17 protein-coding genes are annotated in these 19084 nt (G+C 72.4%); 10 read left to right on the top strand and 7 right to left on the bottom strand.

Going from position 1 to position 19084, the window contains the following annotated elements; all coding sequences use genetic code 11:
- The first annotated feature begins 9 nt into the window (after positions 1 to 9).
- The 7 genes from ACZ5WK_RS09960 (at position 10) to ACZ5WK_RS09990 (ending at position 7207) form a co-directional block, all read left to right on the top strand.
- Positions 10 to 114 (top strand): thiazolylpeptide-type bacteriocin, encoded by a 105-nt coding sequence (locus ACZ5WK_RS09960; RefSeq protein WP_465546962.1) that lies wholly within the window; start codon positions 10 to 12, stop codon positions 112 to 114.
- 175 nt (positions 115 to 289) lie between these two features.
- Entirely contained in the window at positions 290 to 469 is a 180-nt protein-coding gene (locus ACZ5WK_RS09965) for a thiazolylpeptide-type bacteriocin (protein WP_148643629.1), read from the top strand.
- A gap of 49 nt (positions 470 to 518) precedes the next feature.
- A complete protein-coding gene (locus ACZ5WK_RS09970; protein WP_465546704.1) occupies positions 519 to 1604 on the top strand; it encodes a hypothetical protein in 1086 nt (361 codons plus the stop codon).
- Between the two features lie 5 nt (positions 1605 to 1609).
- Positions 1610 to 2674, top strand: coding sequence for an LLM class flavin-dependent oxidoreductase (locus ACZ5WK_RS09975; RefSeq protein WP_465546706.1), 1065 nt, complete (start codon positions 1610 to 1612; stop codon positions 2672 to 2674).
- Between the two features lie 123 nt (positions 2675 to 2797).
- Positions 2798 to 3649, top strand: a complete 852-nt coding sequence (locus ACZ5WK_RS09980) for an ABC transporter ATP-binding protein (protein ID WP_465546708.1) — start codon at positions 2798 to 2800, stop codon at positions 3647 to 3649.
- Positions 3646 to 4545, top strand: a complete 900-nt coding sequence (locus tag ACZ5WK_RS09985; RefSeq protein ID WP_465546710.1) for an ABC transporter permease — start codon at positions 3646 to 3648, stop codon at positions 4543 to 4545. Before ACZ5WK_RS09980 ends, ACZ5WK_RS09985 begins: the two co-directional genes overlap by 4 nt.
- A 67-nt stretch (positions 4546 to 4612) precedes the next feature.
- Complete coding sequence (locus ACZ5WK_RS09990; protein WP_465546712.1) at positions 4613 to 7207, top strand: lantibiotic dehydratase; 2595 nt, start codon at positions 4613 to 4615, stop codon at positions 7205 to 7207.
- A 105-nt stretch (positions 7208 to 7312) separates the two neighbouring features.
- Here ACZ5WK_RS09990 and ACZ5WK_RS09995 read toward each other — a convergent pair whose 3' ends face one another.
- Positions 7313 to 8263, bottom strand: a complete 951-nt coding sequence (locus ACZ5WK_RS09995; protein ID WP_465546714.1) for a pirin family protein — start codon at positions 8261 to 8263, stop codon at positions 7313 to 7315.
- A 191-nt stretch (positions 8264 to 8454) separates the two neighbouring features.
- Positions 8455 to 8958, bottom strand: a complete 504-nt coding sequence (locus ACZ5WK_RS10000) for an SseB family protein (RefSeq protein ID WP_374106062.1) — start codon at positions 8956 to 8958, stop codon at positions 8455 to 8457.
- Between the two features lie 215 nt (positions 8959 to 9173).
- Here ACZ5WK_RS10000 and ACZ5WK_RS10005 point away from each other — a divergent pair, with 215 nt between their 5' ends.
- Positions 9174 to 11003, top strand: coding sequence for an acyl-CoA dehydrogenase (locus tag ACZ5WK_RS10005; protein WP_465546716.1), 1830 nt, complete (start codon positions 9174 to 9176; stop codon positions 11001 to 11003).
- 358 nt (positions 11004 to 11361) lie between these two features.
- On the top strand, positions 11362 to 12675 hold the full coding sequence (locus ACZ5WK_RS10010; RefSeq protein WP_396324733.1) for a M18 family aminopeptidase: 1314 nt from the start codon (positions 11362 to 11364) through the stop codon (positions 12673 to 12675).
- Between the two features lie 91 nt (positions 12676 to 12766).
- Here the strand turns inward: ACZ5WK_RS10010 and ACZ5WK_RS10015 are convergent, their stop codons facing one another.
- From ACZ5WK_RS10015 to ACZ5WK_RS10035, 5 genes are all read right to left on the bottom strand, one after another.
- The gene (locus ACZ5WK_RS10015; protein ID WP_465546718.1) at positions 12767 to 14581 is read right to left on the bottom strand and encodes an NHL domain-containing thioredoxin family protein; all 1815 of its coding nucleotides are present in this window, start codon (positions 14579 to 14581) and stop codon (positions 12767 to 12769) included.
- A gap of 14 nt (positions 14582 to 14595) precedes the next feature.
- Positions 14596 to 14754, bottom strand: coding sequence for a hypothetical protein (locus tag ACZ5WK_RS10020; RefSeq protein ID WP_465546720.1), 159 nt, complete (start codon positions 14752 to 14754; stop codon positions 14596 to 14598).
- Between the two features lie 102 nt (positions 14755 to 14856).
- On the bottom strand, positions 14857 to 16773 hold the full coding sequence (locus ACZ5WK_RS10025; RefSeq protein WP_465546722.1) for a serine/threonine-protein kinase: 1917 nt from the start codon (positions 16771 to 16773) through the stop codon (positions 14857 to 14859).
- 118 nt (positions 16774 to 16891) lie between these two features.
- Positions 16892 to 18148, bottom strand: coding sequence for a glutathionylspermidine synthase family protein (locus ACZ5WK_RS10030; protein ID WP_465546724.1), 1257 nt, complete (start codon positions 18146 to 18148; stop codon positions 16892 to 16894).
- Between the two features lie 5 nt (positions 18149 to 18153).
- Complete coding sequence (locus tag ACZ5WK_RS10035) at positions 18154 to 18501, bottom strand: hypothetical protein (protein WP_465546726.1); 348 nt, start codon at positions 18499 to 18501, stop codon at positions 18154 to 18156.
- Between the two features lie 152 nt (positions 18502 to 18653).
- On the opposite strand from ACZ5WK_RS10035, the gene ACZ5WK_RS10040 reads away from it, so the two are divergent.
- Positions 18654 to 19076: a DUF350 domain-containing protein gene (locus tag ACZ5WK_RS10040; protein WP_405360819.1), complete on the top strand. Its 423-nt coding sequence runs from the start codon at positions 18654 to 18656 to the stop codon at positions 19074 to 19076.
- Positions 19077 to 19084 lie beyond the last annotated feature (8 nt).

Raw genomic sequence — 19084 nt, forward strand, 5'->3', positions numbered from 1 at the left:
GTCGAGGAGCTGTCGGTGCTGGAGGTCGGCGACGCCGCCGCCCTGCCGGAGATGGGTGCCTCCAGCGGCGGCACCATGTGCTGCTCCTCCTCCTCCTCCACCTGCTGCTGCTGACCGAGCGGCACGCACACCGGCGCGCGGCCGCGACCGCGGAGCGGCGCGCCAGGCACTGTCCCGCGGGTGTTCCGGACCACCGGGCACCCGCGGGGCCCCGCACCACCCCGAGCAACCCCGAGCCGCCTCGGACCCCACCCCCACACCCCCAGTCGCCGAACCTTCGCGAGGAGCCATGACCGAGCACCACCGGGCCGGACGTACCGAATCGCCGGCCGATCCCACCGAGCTGGAGATCGAGGAGCTGTCCGTGCTGGAACTGGGCGACGCGATCGCCCTGCCCGAGATGGGCGCCTCCAACTGGGGCGGCTGGTTCTGCTGCTCCTCGTCCTCCTCCGCCACCTGCTGCTGCTGACACCGGACCATCCGCCGTGCCGAACCCGACGCCCGCCAAGGAGATCCGCATGACCACCGCCACCGACCCGCTGGTGATCCGGATCCACGGCCGCCCCGAGCAACCCCGTGCCTACGTCGCCGACGTCCTGGGCCCGCTCGCCACCGGACTGCGCCGCGACCACCGGCTGCGCGCCGTCCACCTGCGCCGCGGCTGGCGTGGCGGGCCCCACTACGAGGTCGTCGTGCGGCCCGAGAACGGCCGCCCGCTGGACGTCTCCGGATGGTCCGCCCGGGCCGACTCCGCCCTGGCCGGCACCGCGCTCGACGGCCCCACCGAGGCGGACTACCTCAGCCAGGCCCGCCGGATGGAGCAGTGGGAGCAGACCGGCCGCTCCGCGCCGCCACTCCGTTCCCCCGGCACCGTGCTGATCGCCTCCGACGAGGCCGGCGCCGACTGGCTGCCCGACCTGCGCGAGGCCCGCACCGCCGTCCAGGCCGCCCTGCTCGACCCGCTGCTCGCCGCCCTGCGCGAGCACCGCGACGAGGACGCGCTGCTCGCCCACCTCGCCGACGTGATGGCGACCCTGGCCGGCACCCACCCCGGCCGGCTGCCCTTCGGCACCATGTCCTTCCGCTCGCACGCCGAGGCCTTCCTCGCCTCGCCGCTCGCCGGGCAGGACCACCGCCCCGACTTCCGGCGCCGCTTCGAGCGGGACGCCGACCGCCTCACCGCCCTGGTGCGCCGCCACCTCGCCGACGGGCCCGGCCCGGACACCGCCGGCTGGCACGCCGCCTTCCGCTACGGCTGGGGCTACCTGGACTCGCTGGTCCGCTCCGGCCGCCTCGGCAACACCTACCTGGACGGCTTCGCGCCCGCCGCCCCCGACGGCAGCACCCGGCCGCCGACCCGCTTCCACGCGCTGACCGAGCAGTACGGGATCACCACCGACCCCGACGACTCCTTCGCCTCCTACCGCAGCCTCCTCAACTTCTTCTACGAGCTGCTGCCGCTGCTGGACGTCACCCCGCTGCACCGCTACTACCTCTGCTTCGCCCTCGCCGAGGCCACCGACCTGGCCCTGGGCGAGACCTGGGAGGAGCGCATCCGCCGCGCCGCACCCGCCCCGACCACCGCCACCACGACCACGGAGTGAAAACCATGGACTTCGGAATCTCGCTGCTCCCCGACGCCGGCCCGGACACCAAGTCGCCGACCGCCTACTTCGACGACGTCCTCGCGCTGGCCCGGATCGCCGACGAGGCCGGGATGAGCCACGTCAAGATGACGGAGCACTACCTGCACCCGTACGGCGGTTACTGTCCCAGCCCGCTCGGCTTCCTGGCCGCCGTCGCCGCGCAGACCACCAACATCCGGCTGATGACCGGCTGCGTCCTGCCGGCCTTCCACCACCCGGTCAAGCTGGCCTCGTACGCCGCGATGGTGGACGCGATCAGCCACGGCCGGCTCGACATCGGCTTCGCCCGCGCCTACCTGCCGTACGAGTTCGAGACCTTCGGCGTCGACATGGACAGCAGCCGGGAGCGCTTCGAGGCGACCATCAAGGCCGTGCTCCGCCTGTGGACCGAGGAGAACGTCACCGAGGACACCCCGTTCTTCTCCTACCGGGACGCCACCATCCTGCCCCGGCCCACCCAGACCCCGCACCCGCCCGTCTGGGCCGCCGCGGTGCGTTCGGCGGAGAGCTTCACCCGGATCGGCGAGCTCGGCCTCGGGCTGCTGATCACCCCGTCGCTGACACCGCTGGAGGCCGTCCGCGAGCAGGTCGCGCTCTACCGCGACGCGTTCGAGCGCACCCACGGCGAGAGCGGGCAGCAGCCCCGGGTGGCCGCCAGCCTGCCGGTGTTCACCGCCGAGACCGACGCGGAGGCGCAGCGCCTCGGCGACCCGCTGCTCGCCGAGTACCTGCGGGTCTGGGGCGGGGCCACCTCCTCCTGGAACAGCGCCACCTCCAAGGCGTACCCCGGCTACGACCAGGTCGGGAAGTACGTCGGGATGATCACGCCGGAGCGGCTGCGCACCGAGGGCGGCGCGGTCGTCGGTTCCGCGGCGACCGTCGCGGAGAAGCTCGCCGCGTTCCAGGACGTCGTGCAGGCCGACCACATCCTGCTCCAGGCCGACTTCGGTGCGATGCCCGGCGACGTCGCGGAGCGCAGCCTGCAGCTGTTCCTGGAGGACGTCCGGCCCAAGTTCCCGGCGGTCTGACCGGCCGCCACCCCGGCGGCGGCCCGAGCGGCCGCCACCCCGGCCTCATCGGCCGCCAACCGGCGGACAGCACCGCCGCACCACGCCGCCCGGTCGCCCGGAGCGGGAACACGAGGAGATGAGATGAGCCACGACGCACCCGCGATCGTGCTGAGGGGCCTTCAGGTCAGCTACGGCTCCCACCGGGCCGTCGACGGCGTCGACCTGGAGATCCCGCGCGGCGAGGTGTTCGCCCTGCTCGGCCCGAACGGCGCGGGAAAGACCACCACCGTCGAGGTCCTGGAGGGCCTGCGCCCCCGCTCCGGCGGCGAGGTGCTGGTGCTGGGGCAGGACCCGGCCCGCGCCGACCGCCGCTGGCGGTCCCGGATCGGCGTCGTCCTGCAGACCGCGCAGGACCAGCCGGACGCCCGGGTGCGGGAGATGCTCGCCCAGTTCGCGTCGTACTACCCGGACCCCCGCGACGTCGACGAGGTGCTGGCGGTCGTCGGCCTCACCGAGAAGAAGGACGCGGCCCTGCGCGACCTCTCCGGCGGCCAGCGCCGCCGGATGGACGTCGCCCTGGGCATCGTCGGCCGTCCCGAACTGCTCTTCCTGGACGAGCCGACCACCGGCTTCGACCCGGAGGCACGCCGTCAGTTCTGGCAGCTGATCCGCGACCTCGCCGCCGACGGCACCACGATCCTGCTGACCACCCACTACCTGGACGAGGCCGAGCAGCTCGCCGACCGCATCGGCGTGCTGGCCGACGGCCGGCTGGTGGAGGTCGACACCCCGGAACGGTTCGGCGGCCGCGCCGAGGCCGGCACCGTCGTCACCTGGAAGGGCCCGAACGGCCGCGAGCGCCGCGAGACCACCAACCCCGCGCAGCTGATCGAGGAGCTGTCGCGGGAGTTCGCCGGCGCCGTACCCGACCTGCAGGTGCACCGCCCGAGCCTCGAGGAGACCTACCTCGCCATGATCGGAGAAGCCCGATGACCATCGCCGCCCCCGCCGCCCCCGCCGCCCCCGCCGCCCCCGCCGCCCCCGCACCCGCCGCCCCTCGCGCGGCGGCGGCCGCGGCCGCCGGGCCCGCGCCGCTCCCGTCCCCGATCCGCCTGGGTCTGGCCCGCGGCCTGTTCGAGGTGCGGCTGCTGATCCGCAACCGCGAGGCCATGGTCTTCAGCATCCTGATGCCGATCATGCTGCTGGTCATCTTCGGCAGCCTCTTCGACCAGGTCGTGCCCGGGACCGGCATCAAGATGCGCGAGGTCACCGTGGCGGGCATGATCGGCTCGACCATCATGTCCTCCGCCCTCGGCACCATGGGCATCGGCATCGCGGTGGACCGCCACGAGGGCACCCTGCGCCGGCTCGCCGGTACGCCGTTCCCGCTGGTGTCGTACTTCATCGGCAAGGTCGTGCTGATCCTCGCCCAGGCCCTCGTCCAGGTCGGCGTCATCCTGGCCCTGGGCGTCGCCCTGTTCGGCTTCCAGCTGCCGAAGGACGCCGCGCACTGGTTCACCTTCCTGTGGGTCTTCCTGCTCGGCACCGTCTCCACCGCGCTGATCGGCATCACCATCGGCTCCCTGGCCCGGTCCGCCCGCAACGCCCCCGCGCTGGTCAACTTCCCCTACATCGGCCTGCAGTTCATATCCGGAGTGTTCTGGGTGATCACCGCTCTGCCCAAGCCGGTCCAGATCGTCGCCTCGCTCTTCCCGCTCAAGTGGATGACCCAGGGAATCCGTTCCGCCTTCCTGCCCGAGTCCTTCGCCGCCGCCGAACCGGCCGGGGCCTGGGAGCACGGGCGGATCGCGCTGGTCCTCACCGCCTGGCTGATCGGCGGCCTGGCCCTGTGCTGGGTCACCTTCCGCCGCAACGCCCGCCGCTTCTAGCGGCGGCGGCCTCCGGGCCGCGCCCGGCGTACCGGCCCCACCACTGGTCCCCCCAGAGAGGATGGCCATGAACCACCCCGACCACCCCGCCGATCCGCCCCGCGTGGACGGCGGCATCGCCGACACCGTCCAGCTCCGGGTCAACCCGCTGCCCGCCCACCGGCTCTCCACCGAGGACCTGCGCAGGTCGCTCGCCCACCTCGCGCTGATCAAGCAGCAGCGGGACTCCTGGCAGCCGCTGGCCTGCGACGAGCTCTACGCCCTCGCCGGCACCGTCGAGGACCCGGAGCGCCGGCGCGGGGTGGTCGCGCTGCGCCGGGCGATCTTCAACGGCCGCGACCCGGGCGCGGCGGCGGCGGCGGACGGACTCCCGGAGGCGACCAGCGCCTGGCTCGCACTCCACCGGGAGCACACCGCCGTCGCCGGCCGGATCCGCGAACGCTACAGCGAGGCCATCGAGCTGGAACGGCGCAACCTGGCCGGCCTGCTCGACAGCCCCACCTTCGGCAAGGCCGTGTCGCTGCTCGCCCCGACCGTGCACGACACGGCCGTCCGGTACGGCGCGGCCGGCGGCGCCACCGACCGCAAGCTGCGCAAGTCCGAGCGCGGACTGATCCAGTACGTCACCCGGGCGCTGCTGCGGACGAGCCCGCTCTCCCAGTTCACCGCCGTCGGCCTGGCCCACTGGGACGAGGACGGCCCGCAGCTCGACGAGGTCGACTTCGACGGCGACACGGCACGGGCCTTCGCCGAGATCGACCGCTCCGTGCTCAACCACGTGCTCGGCGGCCTGCCGGTCGTCGGCGGCCCGGCCGGCTGGGTCACCGTTTCACCGACCCTCCGGGCCGAGGCCGACCGGGTCTACTTCCCGCGCGTGGACGGCGACCGGGTGCGGATGCTCTCCGCCCCGCTCACCCGTCACCTGCGGCTGCTGCTCGCCATGGCCGGGATGGGCCCGTACCACGTCGACCACCTGGCCGAGGACCTCGCTGTCAGGACCGGCGGCAGCCGGCAGGCCGGCGCCGACTACGTCGCCAAGGTCGTCTCCGCCGGCATGCTCACCGCCGTGCCCGGCCCGGACGAGCAGGACCGCACCGGCCTGCGCGCCCTCGGCCGCCGCCTGTTGGACGACCACCCGGCGGCGGGCCTGCTGCTAGAAGAACTCGCCGACGTGGTCGAAGGCATCGAGACCGCACCCGCCGGCCAGCGCCCCGCCCTGGTCGGCCGGCTGCCGCACCTGGAGGAGCGGCTCCTGGAGGTCAGCGGACGTCCGGCCCGGCTGCACGTCAACGAGGACCTCGTCTTCCCGCCCACCGCCCCGAGCCCCGCCGGTCACACCGAGGCCCTCGGAGACCTCGCCCACGTCCTGGAGTTCCAGTCCGCCTACGACCGCTTCCACGAGGTCCGGGCCATGCTCACCGCCGCCTTCGTCGAGCGCTTCGGCGCCGGCGCCTCGGCGGGGCTGATCGAGCACGCCGAGGAGCTGGTGAACGAGGTCTACCGGCGTGAGGACCTGCTGCGCACCGCCGGACCCGACGGTCTCGGCCCCGACGACGGCAGCCTCGGGCAGCTCCACGCCCTGCGCCGCCGCGCCGTCGAGGCCCTGGCCCGGGAGGTGCACGCCGGCCGGCACCGCGACGAGGTGATCTGGGACGCCGGCTACCTCGCCGAGCTCACCGCCGGGCTGCCCGACCGCTTCCGGGCCGTTCCGCTCTCGTACGGGGTGCTCATCCAGCCCGCCGACGACCTGCTCGTCGTCAACGACGCCTACGCGGGCCACGCCTCGCTGAACTCCCGTTTCCTGCACGCCGCGAGCAGCACCGGCGGCCCCGCCGTCGACCGGCTCGCCGAGCGCCTGCTCGGCCTGTACGGTGCCGACGGCGCCCGGGTGCTCGAGGACCGCGGCCTGTACCGCACCAACATCAACCTCCACCCTCAGGTGCTTCCCGAGACCGTCACCCCGCGCGAGTGGGCCACCCTGACGCTCCGCCACGACCCGTCGGCGGACCGCCTGGAGCTGCTCGACCGCGACGGCCGGCCGGTCCGGGTGCTCCCGCTCGGCTCGCAGTACAGCGAGATGTACCCCTTCCCGCTGCGGCTCGCCTACTGGTTGGTCGGTTCCGGCCGTCTGGTGCTCGACCTGCAGGAGAAGGCCCGCGAACGGCTGGCCGAGCGCGACCGCGGCGGCGTCCTCGGCCTGCCCCGGCTGCGGGCCGGCCGGGTGCTGCTCCACCGCCGCCGCTGGTTCCTGGCCGAGGGGGAACTTCCGCAGCCCGAGGCGGCCGAGGAGGAGGTCTCCTACCTGCTCCGCCTCACCGACTGGCGGGCCGGGCACCGGGTCTGCGACGAGGTCTTCGTCAAGACCTCGCTCTTCCAGCAGGACCCGTCCGACTACGTCGGCAGCGCCTCGGAGTGGCGTTCCTTCATCGACCAGCGCCGGCGCGGAAAGCCGCAGTACGTCGACTTCTCCAGCGCCCTGATGGCCCGTGTCCTGCCCAAGCTCCTGGAACGCCGCGGCGGTGGATACCTGGAGGAGGCCCTGCCGAGGCTGGGGGAGAGCCCCAACACCTTCGAGTGGATCGTGGAGTTCGACCGCCCTTCCGGCGGCCGCTTCAGCGCCCTCCGCAGGGACGTGGCCCGCGCCGGCCTGGTCGGCGTCTGACCCGACCGGCGACAGGCGTCCGTCCGGTGGGCGGCGACCGACGACGGACGGGCGGCCGGTGCGGGCAGGAACCTGCCGCACCGGCCGCCCGTGCCGGTCACCACCTCAGGAGGCGGGGATGGTCCCCAGGCGGCCGGCCTGGAAGTCCTCCATCGCCTGCTGGAGCTCGCGGTGGCTGTTCATCACGAACGGGCCGTAGTGGGCGACGGGCTCCCGGATCGGCTGACCGCCGAGGAGGACGACCTCGAAGTTGGCGCTGCGGGTGTCCTGGGTGTCGTCCGCCCGGATGGTGAGTGAGTCGCCCTCGCCGAAGACGACCGCCTGCCCCATGTGGAACGGGCGCCGCTCCGCACCGGCGGTGCCGCTGCCGGCGAGGCCGTACGCCAGGCCGTTGAAGTCGGCCCGCCAGGGCAGGGTGACCTGGGCGCCGGGGTTCACGGACACGTGGATCATGGTGATCGGCGTGTGCGTGGCGCCGGGGCCCTGGTGGCCCGCGATGTCGCCGGCGATCAGCCGGACGAGCGCGCCGCCGTCCTGCGAGGCGAGCAGCTTCACGTTGCCGCCCCGGATGTCCTGGTACTTCGGCGCGATCATCTTGTCCGCGGCGGGCAGGTTCACCCACAGCTGCAGGCCGTGGAACAGACCGCCGGACATGACCAGCGACTCCGGCGGAGTCTCGATGTGCAGCAGGCCGGAGCCGGCCGTCATCCACTGGGTGTCGCCGTCGGTGATGACGCCACCGCCACCGTGCGAGTCCTGGTGCACGAAGGTGCCGTCGATGATGTAGGTGACCGTCTCGAAGCCCCGGTGCGGGTGCCACGGGGTTCCCTTCGGCTCCCCGGCCGCGTAGTCCACCTCGCCCATCTGGTCCATCATGATGAACGGGTCCAGGTACTTCTGGTTGATCTTGGCGAAGGCGCGGCGGACCGGGAAGCCCTCGCCCTCGAAGCCTTCCGGGGCGGTCGCGACGGCCAGCACCGGGCGCGGCCGGGCGCCTTCGGCCGGAGCCGCGACACGCGGCAGAACGAGCGGGTTTTCGACGGTCACGGCGGGCATGTCGGCCTCCTTCGGGGGGTTCCTCTGGCCTACGTCCACGAGGTTAGTTCAACTCTCAACAAGAAGCAAGTTGAATTTTGAACCACATGGTCCCAACCCGGCCCTGCGGCCCCCTCCAGGATGGATCGGACCCGAAGCGCCCGCCAGTCGTCGGCCGTGCCCGAAGCGGGCGGGCGGTCGCGGAGCGGCTGCTAGCCGTACATGCGGCGCATGGTGAAGTCGACCATCTGCTCGACCGCCTTCGCGTCGAACACCATCCGGTGCTCGCCCTCCATGTCCAGGGCGAAGCCGTACCCGGTCGGCAGCAGGTCGAGGACCTCGGCGCCGGTGACGGTGAAGTGCTTGGAGTCCTTGCCGGCGTACCGGCGCAGCTCCTTCAGCGAGCTGAACATCGGGATCACCGGCGTCGGCGTGTTGTGCAGCGCCAGGAATCCGGGGCGGTCGCCGCGCGGGCAGTGCACCTTGGACGTGATGAAGATGGCCTGGAAGTCCTCCACCGCCATCGACCCGGTGGTGAAGGCCCGGACGGCGTCCGCCAGCGAGGGCGGCGACGGCTCGGGGTAGAGCGACTGCTGCGACGCCTGCGGCTGCTCGCCGTACGGGCCGGGGCCGGGCATGCCGTTCATTCCCGGCTGCGGTCCCGCCTGCTGCTGGTAGGGATCGCCCGGGTATGCGTTCTGGTCATAGCCGTACACACGGACAGGCTATCGGGAGCGCGGCCGCTCGTGCGGGCGTCGATCCTGACAAGGAGTGGGCGTCCCGGCTTGTGGGACGTGACCACGTTCATAGCGGATTCGCCTCCAGGGGCTTGAAACAAGTTACCGCTGGGTAGCATCATGATGCCTACTGGTGGGTACGGGGCGCCCGAACGCGGCGGTCTCCCGGAAGCGACGAACCGGAGAAAACGGCCATGGGTCACTACAAGTCCAACCTGCGGGACGTGGAGTTCAACCTCTTCGAGGTGTTCGGCCGCGACCAGGTGTACGGCACCGGACCGTTCGCGGACATGGACGTCGAGACCGCGAAGAGCATCCTGAGCGAGATCGCTCGCCTCGCCGAGAACGACCTCGCCGAGTCCTTCGCCGACACCGACCGCAACCCGCCGGTCTTCGACCCGGAGACCAACACCGCCCCGATCCCGGCCTCGTTCAAGAAGAGCTACCAGGCCTTCATGGACGCCGAGTGGTGGCGCCTGGGCATCCCGGAGTCCATCGGCGGCCAGGTCACCCCGTCCTCGCTGATCTGGGGCTTCGCCGAGCAGATCCTCGGCTCGAACCCGGCCATCTGGATGTACTCCTCGGGCCCGGCCTTCGCCGGTGTCATCGCCGACGAGGGCACCCCGGAGCAGCTGGAGGTCGCCAAGCGGATGACCGACCGCCTCTGGGGCTCCACCATGGTGCTGACCGAGCCCGACGCCGGTTCGGACGTCGGCGCCGGCCGCACCAAGGCGATCAAGCAGGAGGACGGCTCCTGGCACATCGAGGGTGTGAAGCGCTTCATCACCTCGGGCGAGCACGACATGTCCGAGAACATCATCCACATGGTGCTGGCCCGCCCCGAGGGCGGTAAGCCGGGCACCAAGGGCCTCGGCCTCTACATCGTGCCGAAGTACGACTTCGACTGGGAGACCGGCGAGCTCGGCGAGCGCAACGGCGTCTACGCCACCAACGTCGAGCACAAGATGGGCCTCAAGGCCTCCAACACCTGCGAGATGACCTTCGGTGCCAAGCACCCGGCCAAGGGCTGGCTGCTGGGCGAGAAGGTCGACGGCATCCGCCAGATGTTCAAGATCATCGAGTTCGCCCGCATGATGGTCGGCACGAAGGCCATCGCCACCCTCTCCACCGGCTACCTCAACGCGCTGGAGTACGCCAAGGAGCGCGTGCAGGGCGCGGACATCTCGCAGTTCCTGGACAAGACCGCCCCGCGCGTCACCATCACGCACCACCCGGACGTGCGCCGCTCGCTGCTCACCCAGAAGGCGTACGCCGAGGGCATGCGCGCCCTCGTCCTGCTCACCGCCTCCACCCAGGACGACGTGCTGGCCGCCCGCCTGCGCGGCGAGACCGACGAGGCCGCCGAGCGCCTGAACGACCTGCTGCTGCCGATCGTCAAGGGCTACGGCTCCGAGAAGTCCTACGAGCAGCTCGCCCAGTCCCTGCAGACCTTCGGTGGCTCCGGCTACCTGCAGGAGTACCCGATCGAGCAGTACATCCGGGACGCCAAGATCGACACCCTCTACGAGGGCACCACCGCGATCCAGGGCCAGGACTTCTTCTTCCGCAAGATCGTCAAGGACGGCGGCCAGGCGCTCACCGCGCTGTCCGAGCAGATCCAGAAGTTCCTCGGCTCGGCCGCGGGCGGCGACGCCCTGGCCACCGAGCGCGAGCTGCTCGCCAAGGCCGCCGGCGACCTGGAGGCCATCGTCGGCAAGCTGCTGGCCGACCTCTCCTCGGTCGAGCAGGACGTCAAGAACATGTACAAGGTGGGCCTCAACACCACCCGCCTGCTGATGGTCTCCGGCGACGTCGTGGTCGGCTGGCTGCTGCTGCGCCAGGCCGCGGTGGCCCTGGCCAAGCTGGAGGCCGGCGCCTCCGAGAAGGACGTCCCCTTCTACCAGGGCAAGGTCGCGGCGGCCCGCTTCTTCGCCAAGAACATCCTGCCGACCGTCGCCTCGCAGCGCCTGATCGCCGAGGGCATCGACAACGAGATCATGGAGCTGGCGGAGGAGGCGTTCTAGCCTCCGCCCCACCCGTCGCCCGCCGTCACCCCTCGTGGGCCCGGCTGCGCGTGACACCTCTCTGACCGCCTGACCCAACCCTCACGCCGAAGGGCCCGGTTCCGACCGGGCCCTTCGGTGTTTGACCGTCAGGGGGCCGCCGCCCGCGGCCCGGTCCCCTCCCGACGTCCCGCCATGACCGTCCGCGACCGGGCGCAACCGCAGGGTCGCGGCACCCGCCGCGGCGTCAGTTCACGGTTCTGTCTGCGTTGTGCATCCGTTGGGAGGATCCGAGTGTCATGTCCGTGTACGGGCATATGCTCAAGGTGCGAAGCCGACCCCCCATCCGGCTTCGGCCCTCCCTCGACTCAGGAGCAGCATGTCGACCGCCGCCCGCCAGGCCTTCTTCGACCGGACGCACACCGATGATCTGATCGCCTTTCTCGGTACCTCACCGTCGCCGTACCACGCGGTCGCCAGCGCCGCGGAGCGGCTGGAGAAGGCGGGCTTCCGGCAGGTCTCCGAGACGGACTCCTGGGACGCGGTGGCCGGCGGCCGGTACCTGGTCCGGGGCGGCGCGCTGATCGCCTGGTACGTGCCGGAGGGCGCCGGGCCCCAGACGCCGTTCCGGGTGGTCGGCACCCACACCGACTCGCCGAACCTGCGCGTCAAGCCGCTGCCGGACACCGGCTCGGCGGGCTGGCGGCAGGTCGCCGTCGAGATCTACGGCGGCGTGCCGCTGAACACCTGGCTCGACCGGGACCTCGGCCTCTCCGGACGGCTCGCGCTGCGCGACGGCAGCTCGCGGCTGGTGCAGCTGGACGAGCCGCTGCTGCGCGTGCCGCAGCTGGCGATCCACCTGGACCGCCAGGTCAACGAGGGCATGAAGCTCGACAAGCAGCGCCACCTCACCCCGATCTGGGGGCTCGGCCCGGTCGACGAGGGCTCGCTGATCGCGTACGTCGCGCAGCGGGCCGGTGTCGAGGCCGCCGACGTGGCCGGCTGGGACCTCATGACGCACGACGTCCAGCCCGCCTCCTACCTGGGCCGGGACCGCGAGCTGCTGGCCGGCCCGCGGCTGGACAACCTGCTCTCGGTGCACGCCGCCGCCGCCGCGCTGGCCGCCGTGGCCACCGCGGCCGCCACGGACGGCGCCGAGCTGCCGTACATCCCGGTGCTGGCCGCCTTCGACCACGAGGAGACCGGCAGCGAGTCGGACACCGGCGCGCAGAGCCCGCTGCTCGGCAACGTGCTGGAGCGCACCGTCTACGCGCGCGGCGGCAGCCCCGAGGACCGCGCCCGGGCACTGGCCGGCACCATCTGCCTCTCCTCCGACATGGGCCACGCCGTCCACCCGAACTACAGCGAGCGGCACGAGCCCGGGCACCACCCGATGCCGAACGGCGGGCCGATCCTCAAGGTCAACGTCAACAACCGGTACGCCACCGACGGCGTCGGCCGGGCGGTGTTCGCGGCGGCCTGCGAGAAGGCCGGCGTGCCGTGGCAGACCTTCGTCTCCAACAACGCCATGCCCTGCGGGACGACGATCGGCCCGATCACCGCGGCCCGCCTCGGCATCCAGACGGTGGACTGCGGCATCGCCGCGCTCTCCATGCACTCGGCGCGCGAGCTGTGCGGGGCGGACGACCCGTACCTGCTGGCGAGCGCGATCAAGGCCTTCCTGGAGGGCTGACCAGCGGCATGGCGAAGGGCCCGGCGCACGCGCCGGGCCCTTCGCCGTACGGGGCCCGTCGCCGGGCCCTTCGCCGTATACCGGGCGTCGCCTACTCCATGCCCGCCAGCACCAGCGGCAGCCGGCGTGCGCCGTCCGCGGCCAGCTTCACCGGGACGCCCCAGTCCTGCTGGTGGACGTGGCAGGCCGGGAACTCGATCTCCGGGTCGTCGTCGCAGGACGCGGCGATCGCCGAGACGTGCAGCACGCCCTCGGTCACCTCGTCGGAGAGCACCAGCTCGCGGGAGAGCGCGGAGTCGGCGCCCGCGCCGGAGACCAGCAGCTCCGGCGGGGTGGAGCTGACCAGCAGCCGGGTGGACGGGCCGTAGCGCTCGTCCAGCTTCTGGCCGGTCGGCGCCGAGAAGACGACGTCCAGCCGGAACGCGCCCGGCGCGACCTCGGTGGCGGCCCGCTGCGTGCGGTGCGCGACCGACTCGACCCGGACGGCCTCCTCGGGCAGCCGCAGCCTGGTCAGCCGGTGGCGGGCCGACTCGACCACCACGATGTCGCCGTCGACCAGCACCGCACCCGAGGGCTCGCGCAGGTCGGTGGCCAGCGTGGTGACCTCGCCGGTCGCCGGGTCGAAGCGGCGCAGCGCGTGGTTGTAGGTGTCGCTGACGGCCACCGAGCCGTCGGGCAGCACGGTGACGCCGAGCGGGTGCTGGAGCAGCGCCTGGTCGGCCGCGCCGTCGCGGTGGCCGAAGTCGAACAGGCCCGTGCCGACGGCGGATTGCACCGTCTTGGTTTCACGTGAAACCCAGCGCAGCGCCGAGGTCTCCGAGTCGGCGACCCAGAGCTTCCCGCCGTCCGCCGAGACGGCCAGGCCGGACGGCTGGGCGAACCAGGCCTCGGCGGCCGGTCCGTCGACCAGGCCCTCGTTGGTGGTGCCCGCCGCGACGCCGACGGTGCCGGCCGCCGGGTCGTACGCCCACAGCTGGTGGACGCCGGCCATCGCGATCCACACCTTGCCGTCGAACCAGGCGACGTCCCACGGCGAGGAGAGGTCCACCTCACGGGCCGGGCCCTCGGTGGCGGAGCCCTGCCACCACTGCCGGCCGGTGCCGGCCAGCGTGGTGACGCTGCCGTCGGCCAGCCGGACGCCGCGCAGGGCGTGGTTGACGGTGTCGGCGACGATCACGTCGTAGGCGCCCCCCTCCGGCAGCAGCGCCAGGCCCTGCGGCTCGCTGAACCGGGGCTCGGTGCCGTCCACCAGGCCGCGCACGCCGTCGCCGATCCTGCGGACCAGGGTCTCGCCGTCCTCGGCCAGCTCGACCAGCGAGTGGTGCCCGGAGTCGGCGACCAGGAAGTGGCCGTTCGGCAGCCGGACGGCCTTCCCCGGGAACCTGAGGTCCCCCGCGGTGGGCTCCGGCGCCACGTACGGGCCGTCGCCGCGGCGCAGCGTGCCCTTGGCGGCGTGCTCCGCCTCCAGCTCCTCGACCAGCCGGGCGATGGCGTGCGCGTGTCCCTCGCCGGCGTGCTGGGCGACCACGTACCCCTCCGGGTCGATCACCACCAGCGTCGGCCACGCCCGCACCGCGTACTGCTTCCACGTCGCGAGCGCCGGGTCGTCCAGCACCGGGTGGTGCACCTCGTACCGCGCCACGGCGTCCACCACGGCCTGGTGGTCGGCCTCGTGCACGAACTTCGGAGAGTGCACGCCGACGATCACCACCGTGTCGCGGTGCTTCTCCTCCAGCTCGCGCAGCTCGTCCAGGACGTGCAGGCAGTTGATGCAGCAGAAGGTCCAGAAGTCCAGGATGGTGATCTTGCCGCGGAAGTCGGCGAGCGCCAGCTCCTTGCCGCCGGTGTTCAGCCAACCGCCTGCCCCGACCAGCTCGGGGGCGCGTACACGTGCACGAGATGCCATGAGGCAATCAAACCTCACCCGGCGGGAGGGTATTCCAGCCGCCAGCGGGTCTCGCCGTCCTGGTGTTCGTCGGTGGGGGTGAGGCCGAGGGCGCGGGCGACGGCTGCGGAGGCGTGGTGGCCGGGGTGGATGTGCGCGAGGACGGCGGTGGTGTCGGTGGTGTCGGGATCCATGGGGGCATTCAACGCCGGGGCGCGCAGTGCTTCGCGCCGGGTCACGGATCGGGTCGAATGGCGGGCGGGCGCACGTCCACACAGAGCCTGGCCCTTCGCGCGTCAGCGGCTCACTGCCGCGGACTTCACCGTGCCGCCGGGGAGCTTTGAGGCGTCGGCCATGATCAGCGTGCACATCACGTACCGGAACCCTTGATTCCATTCGCTTTCGTCGCTCGTCGTCCAGGCCTTGAGATCGTGGCCGCCGTTCCTGTAGGCCCCGTATTCCTGCGTGCAGAGTTTGGGCGCGTCCGTCTCGCTCACCGACTTGTAGGTCACGCCGGCGGGTGGCAGGACGAAGCCCAGCACCTGCTCTTGGTGCGGCACGTTGCAGTCCGCGAGGGTGATCGGAACGGTGTTGTCCTGCTCCTTCTGCGTGTCGATGCAGTCGCCGACCGACGTGTCGGCCAGGTAGAGCTCCAGGCCGATCTGGCGGAACGCGCCCACTGGCCCCACGATTCCGATGGACTTGCCGAAGACCAGGCAGGGCATGGCGCGCACGCCGCTGTCCCAGCCCTGTTTGCTCGGCGGAACGGCATACGACTGTGCGTCCGCCAGCGACTGGACGGTGCTCCGCAGCCGTGCATCGCAGATGGCATTGCCGTTTTGCATCGCATCGTCCAGGGAGTTCACGTCGGCCATATCGACCACCTGACCGTCCGGGGTCTCCTTGATGCAGTCCAGGACGCCGAGCTTGGGCAGCCCTTGGAACTTCGCGCCGTTCCACACGGCGGTGACGCAGTCGCCCCGCTTCAGTTCCTGCTGCAGACCCACGGCGTCCCCGTAGGGCGGTACCGGGCCGACAGAAGCCGGGGGCGAGGATGCGCCCGGGCTGGTAGCCGGGGCTGAGGACGTGCCCGAGCCGCCGAGCAGGGTTGCCCCTGCCCACAGAGCGCCGCCCAGGACCAGTGCCGCGGCCACGACGACGGCCACGGTACGGCCGGCCGGGATCTTACGACGGGGTTTGGGCTCCGGTGTGCCCGGTGTGCCCGATGTGCCCGGCTGGGGAGGCCGCTGCTGGACCGTCGGAGGTGGCGGCGGTGGTGGAGGCGGGCCCGTGGGGGTCACGATCGTCGGGGTGGGTTCGGGCGTCGGGGCGGGCTCGGGCGCAGCGGAGGCCCCGGCGAGCTTCTCGGCTGCCTCCTCACCCGTCATCCGCTCCGCCGGGTCCTTGGCCAACAGGCCCTTGATGACAGGCACCAGGGGCCCCGTGATGTAGGCCGGCAGCGCGGGTTCCCCGAACAGGAGCGCGGTCAGGGAGGCGGCGTCGCTGTCCGCGTCGAAGGGGCCTCTCCCCGCGACCGCGAAGTACAGCGTGGCGCCGAGGGAGAACAGGTCGGACTCCGGGCTCGGCTCCCCGCCGCGCGCCCGTTCCGGGGCCAGGTAGCCGGGAGTCCCCACGATCCCGGAAGCCGAGGTGAGCCGTGGCTCTCCCGAGGCCGGCTCCAGCGCGATGCCGTAGTCGGCCAGCAGCACCCCTCCGCTTTCCCCGGGGCGCGACGTCCGCGGTGCGGGGCTCGTCAGCAGGATGTTGGCCGGCTTGACGTCCCGGTGCAGGATGCCGAGCCGGTGGCCCTCCGTCAGGGCATCGAGGACGGCCAGACCGATGCGCGCGACCTCCGCGGGCGGCAGCGGCCCGTGCTCGCGCACGAGGGCCTCCAGGTCCGTCGCGCCGGGCACGTACTCCATGACGATCCACGGCAGACCGTTCTCCTCGACGATGTCGTGCACCGTGGCGACATGCGGGTGGTTCCGCAGCCTGGCGGCATGCCGCGCCTCACCGCGGGCCCTGGCGATACGGGCGCTCATCTCCTGCTCCGGCAGGCCCGGCGGGACGTCGATCTCCTTGAGCGCGACATCGCAGGCCAACACCTCGTCATGGGCGAGCCAGACCCGGCCCATGCCCCCGGCGCCGAGCCGCCGCACCAGGGTGTAGCGCCCTGCGACCACCCGTCCGGTATCGTCCTCGGCCCCTGTCATGGTCACCAACGTAGGGTGCTCGAAAAACCAGGGCAATCGGCGCATGTCAATCAGGTGACGGCCCTGAGTGCCCGATGAGGGCCCATGAGTTCGGACGCTGTCGGTCAGTGAAGCGTAGTCAGTGATTCGGGGTCGGCTGGTTTGGCTCCACGATGACGTGCGGCAGGAAGCGGGCGCCCTGGTGGGTGATCGGGCTGTCGTCCGTCTCGCGGATGCCGAGGCCCGCCGCCTCGCCGTCGACCACCCAGGTGCCGAGCACCGGGCGGTTGCCGTCGAAGTCGGGCAGCGGGTGGTACTGCTGGTAGCAGTGGCCCTCGGCGCCGTAGCGGTCCGGGTCGCCGGCCCAGTCGGCGAGCCGGGTCTCGCGGCCGTCCGGCTCGACGATCCGGACGCCGGCGCCCTCGCGGCCGAGCAACGGCTTGGCCGCGTAGCCGGGGCCGTCCGGGTCGGCGAGCTCGCGCGGGCCGTCCAGGTAGGCGGGCAGCAGGTTGGGGTGGCCGGGGTAGAGCTCCCAGAGCACCGCCAGCAGCGCCTTGTTGGAGAGCAGCATCTTCCAGGCCGGCTCGATCCAGAGGGTGGAGCCGGTGCCGCCGCCGTGGTCGATGACGTCCAGCAGCCGGCCGCCGAACTCGTCCTCGACCAGCCACTCCCACGGGTAGAGCTTGAACGCGGCCCGGACGAAGCGGTGCTCGAGGTCGACGAAGCGGCCGGAGAGGCCGTCCCAGCCGATGTCCTCCATCGCGATGCCGACCGTCTCCAGACCGGCCTGCTCGGCGCACTCCTGGAGATAGAGGGTGGTCATCCAGTCCTCGCCCTCGGTGTCTCCGCGCGAGTGCGCGAAGTGCACCGGGCCGGGCGGCAGCAGGTGCTTCTGCCGGGCCCAGGCGGCGACCAGCCGCTCGTGCAGCGAGTTCCACTGGTCGGCCTGCGGGAACCGCTCCTCCACCCAGAACCACTGCGGGCCGGCCGCCTCGATCAGCGAGGTCGGAGTGTCGGCGTTGTACTCGAACAGCTTGGCCGGGCCGGTGCCGTCGTACGCGAGGTCGAACCGCCCGTAGACGGCGGGCTGTTCGTCACGCCGCCGCCAGGACTCGGCGACGGTGGCGGCCAGCCGCGGATCGGTGATGCCGTAGTCGGCGAACCGGCCGGTGCGCACCACGTGGCCGGCGGCGGCCAGGCACATTGCGTGCAGCTCCTCGACCACCTCCTCCAGCGCCTCCACCTCGGGCAGCGAGAACTCGTAGTACGCGCTCTCGTCCCAGTAGGCGTGCGGGCCGCCCTGGTTGCACGGGTCGGAGCACATGGCGTAGATCAGGCCCTGGGACTCGACCGTGGCCAGCCAGTCGGGGCGCGGGGTGATGGTGCGTCGGCGCAACGCGGTCAGCCCCCGCCCGAGCCGCTGGAGCCGGAGGGGCACCCGAAGCCGCCGCGCTTGGTGGCGGCCTTGTCGAAGGTGCCGCCGGCCGCGGTGGTGCCGCCGGAGCCGCAGTAGTACCAGCGGCCGGCGGTGGCGCCGACGCTCGTGCAGGAGTGGGTGTCCAGCACCTTGAGCGTGGACGGGTCGACGCAGCGGCTCGGCGGGTTGCTGCCGCCGGAGGAGGAGCAGCCGGACAGGGCCAGCGCCAGGGTGCCGACCATGCCGAGGGTGACGAAGCCCGATCGGCGTCGGGCGTCCCGTCCCGGGGTACCGGATCCGGTGACTGCGGAGGAGGGCGTCGGCGGCGTCATGGCGCCCGATGGTACGCGTGGGGCCGAAGAGTACGGGAGGGGCCCCGGATCCCGGGGGGTGCCGCGGCCCGATGGGATATGTTTTGCCGATCCTTGACCGTGGGACCCGGCCGGACGGGCCGGCCCAGTGAGTGGACGCGGGGGACAGACCTGTGAACGACATCCTGCACGGCCTCGGTGCGGCCGCCGCCTTCGGCGGCGTCGGCGTGGTGCTGCTGCTCCTCGGCGTCTGCCTGGTGGACGTGCTGACGCCCGGAAGGCTCGGCCACCAGATCTGGGTCGAGCGCAACCGCAACGCCGCCGTGCTGCTCAGCTCGGCGCTGCTCGGCATCGGCGGCATCGTCTTCACGGCGATCCTCTACACGTACGAGGACTTCGGGAAGGGCCTGGTCTCCACGGCCTGCTTCGGCCTGCTCGGCCTGGTGCTGATGGCCGTCGCGTTCTGGGTGGTGGACGTGCTGACGCCGGGCAAGCTCGGCGCGATCCTGGTCGACCCCGAGCCGCACCCGGCGGTGTGGGTCTCGGCCAGCTGCAACCTCGCGGTGGCGGCGATCGTGGCGGCGTCGATCGCCTGAGCCCGTCC

The sequence above is a fragment of the Kitasatospora sp. NPDC032757 genome (genome assembly GCF_055579305.1).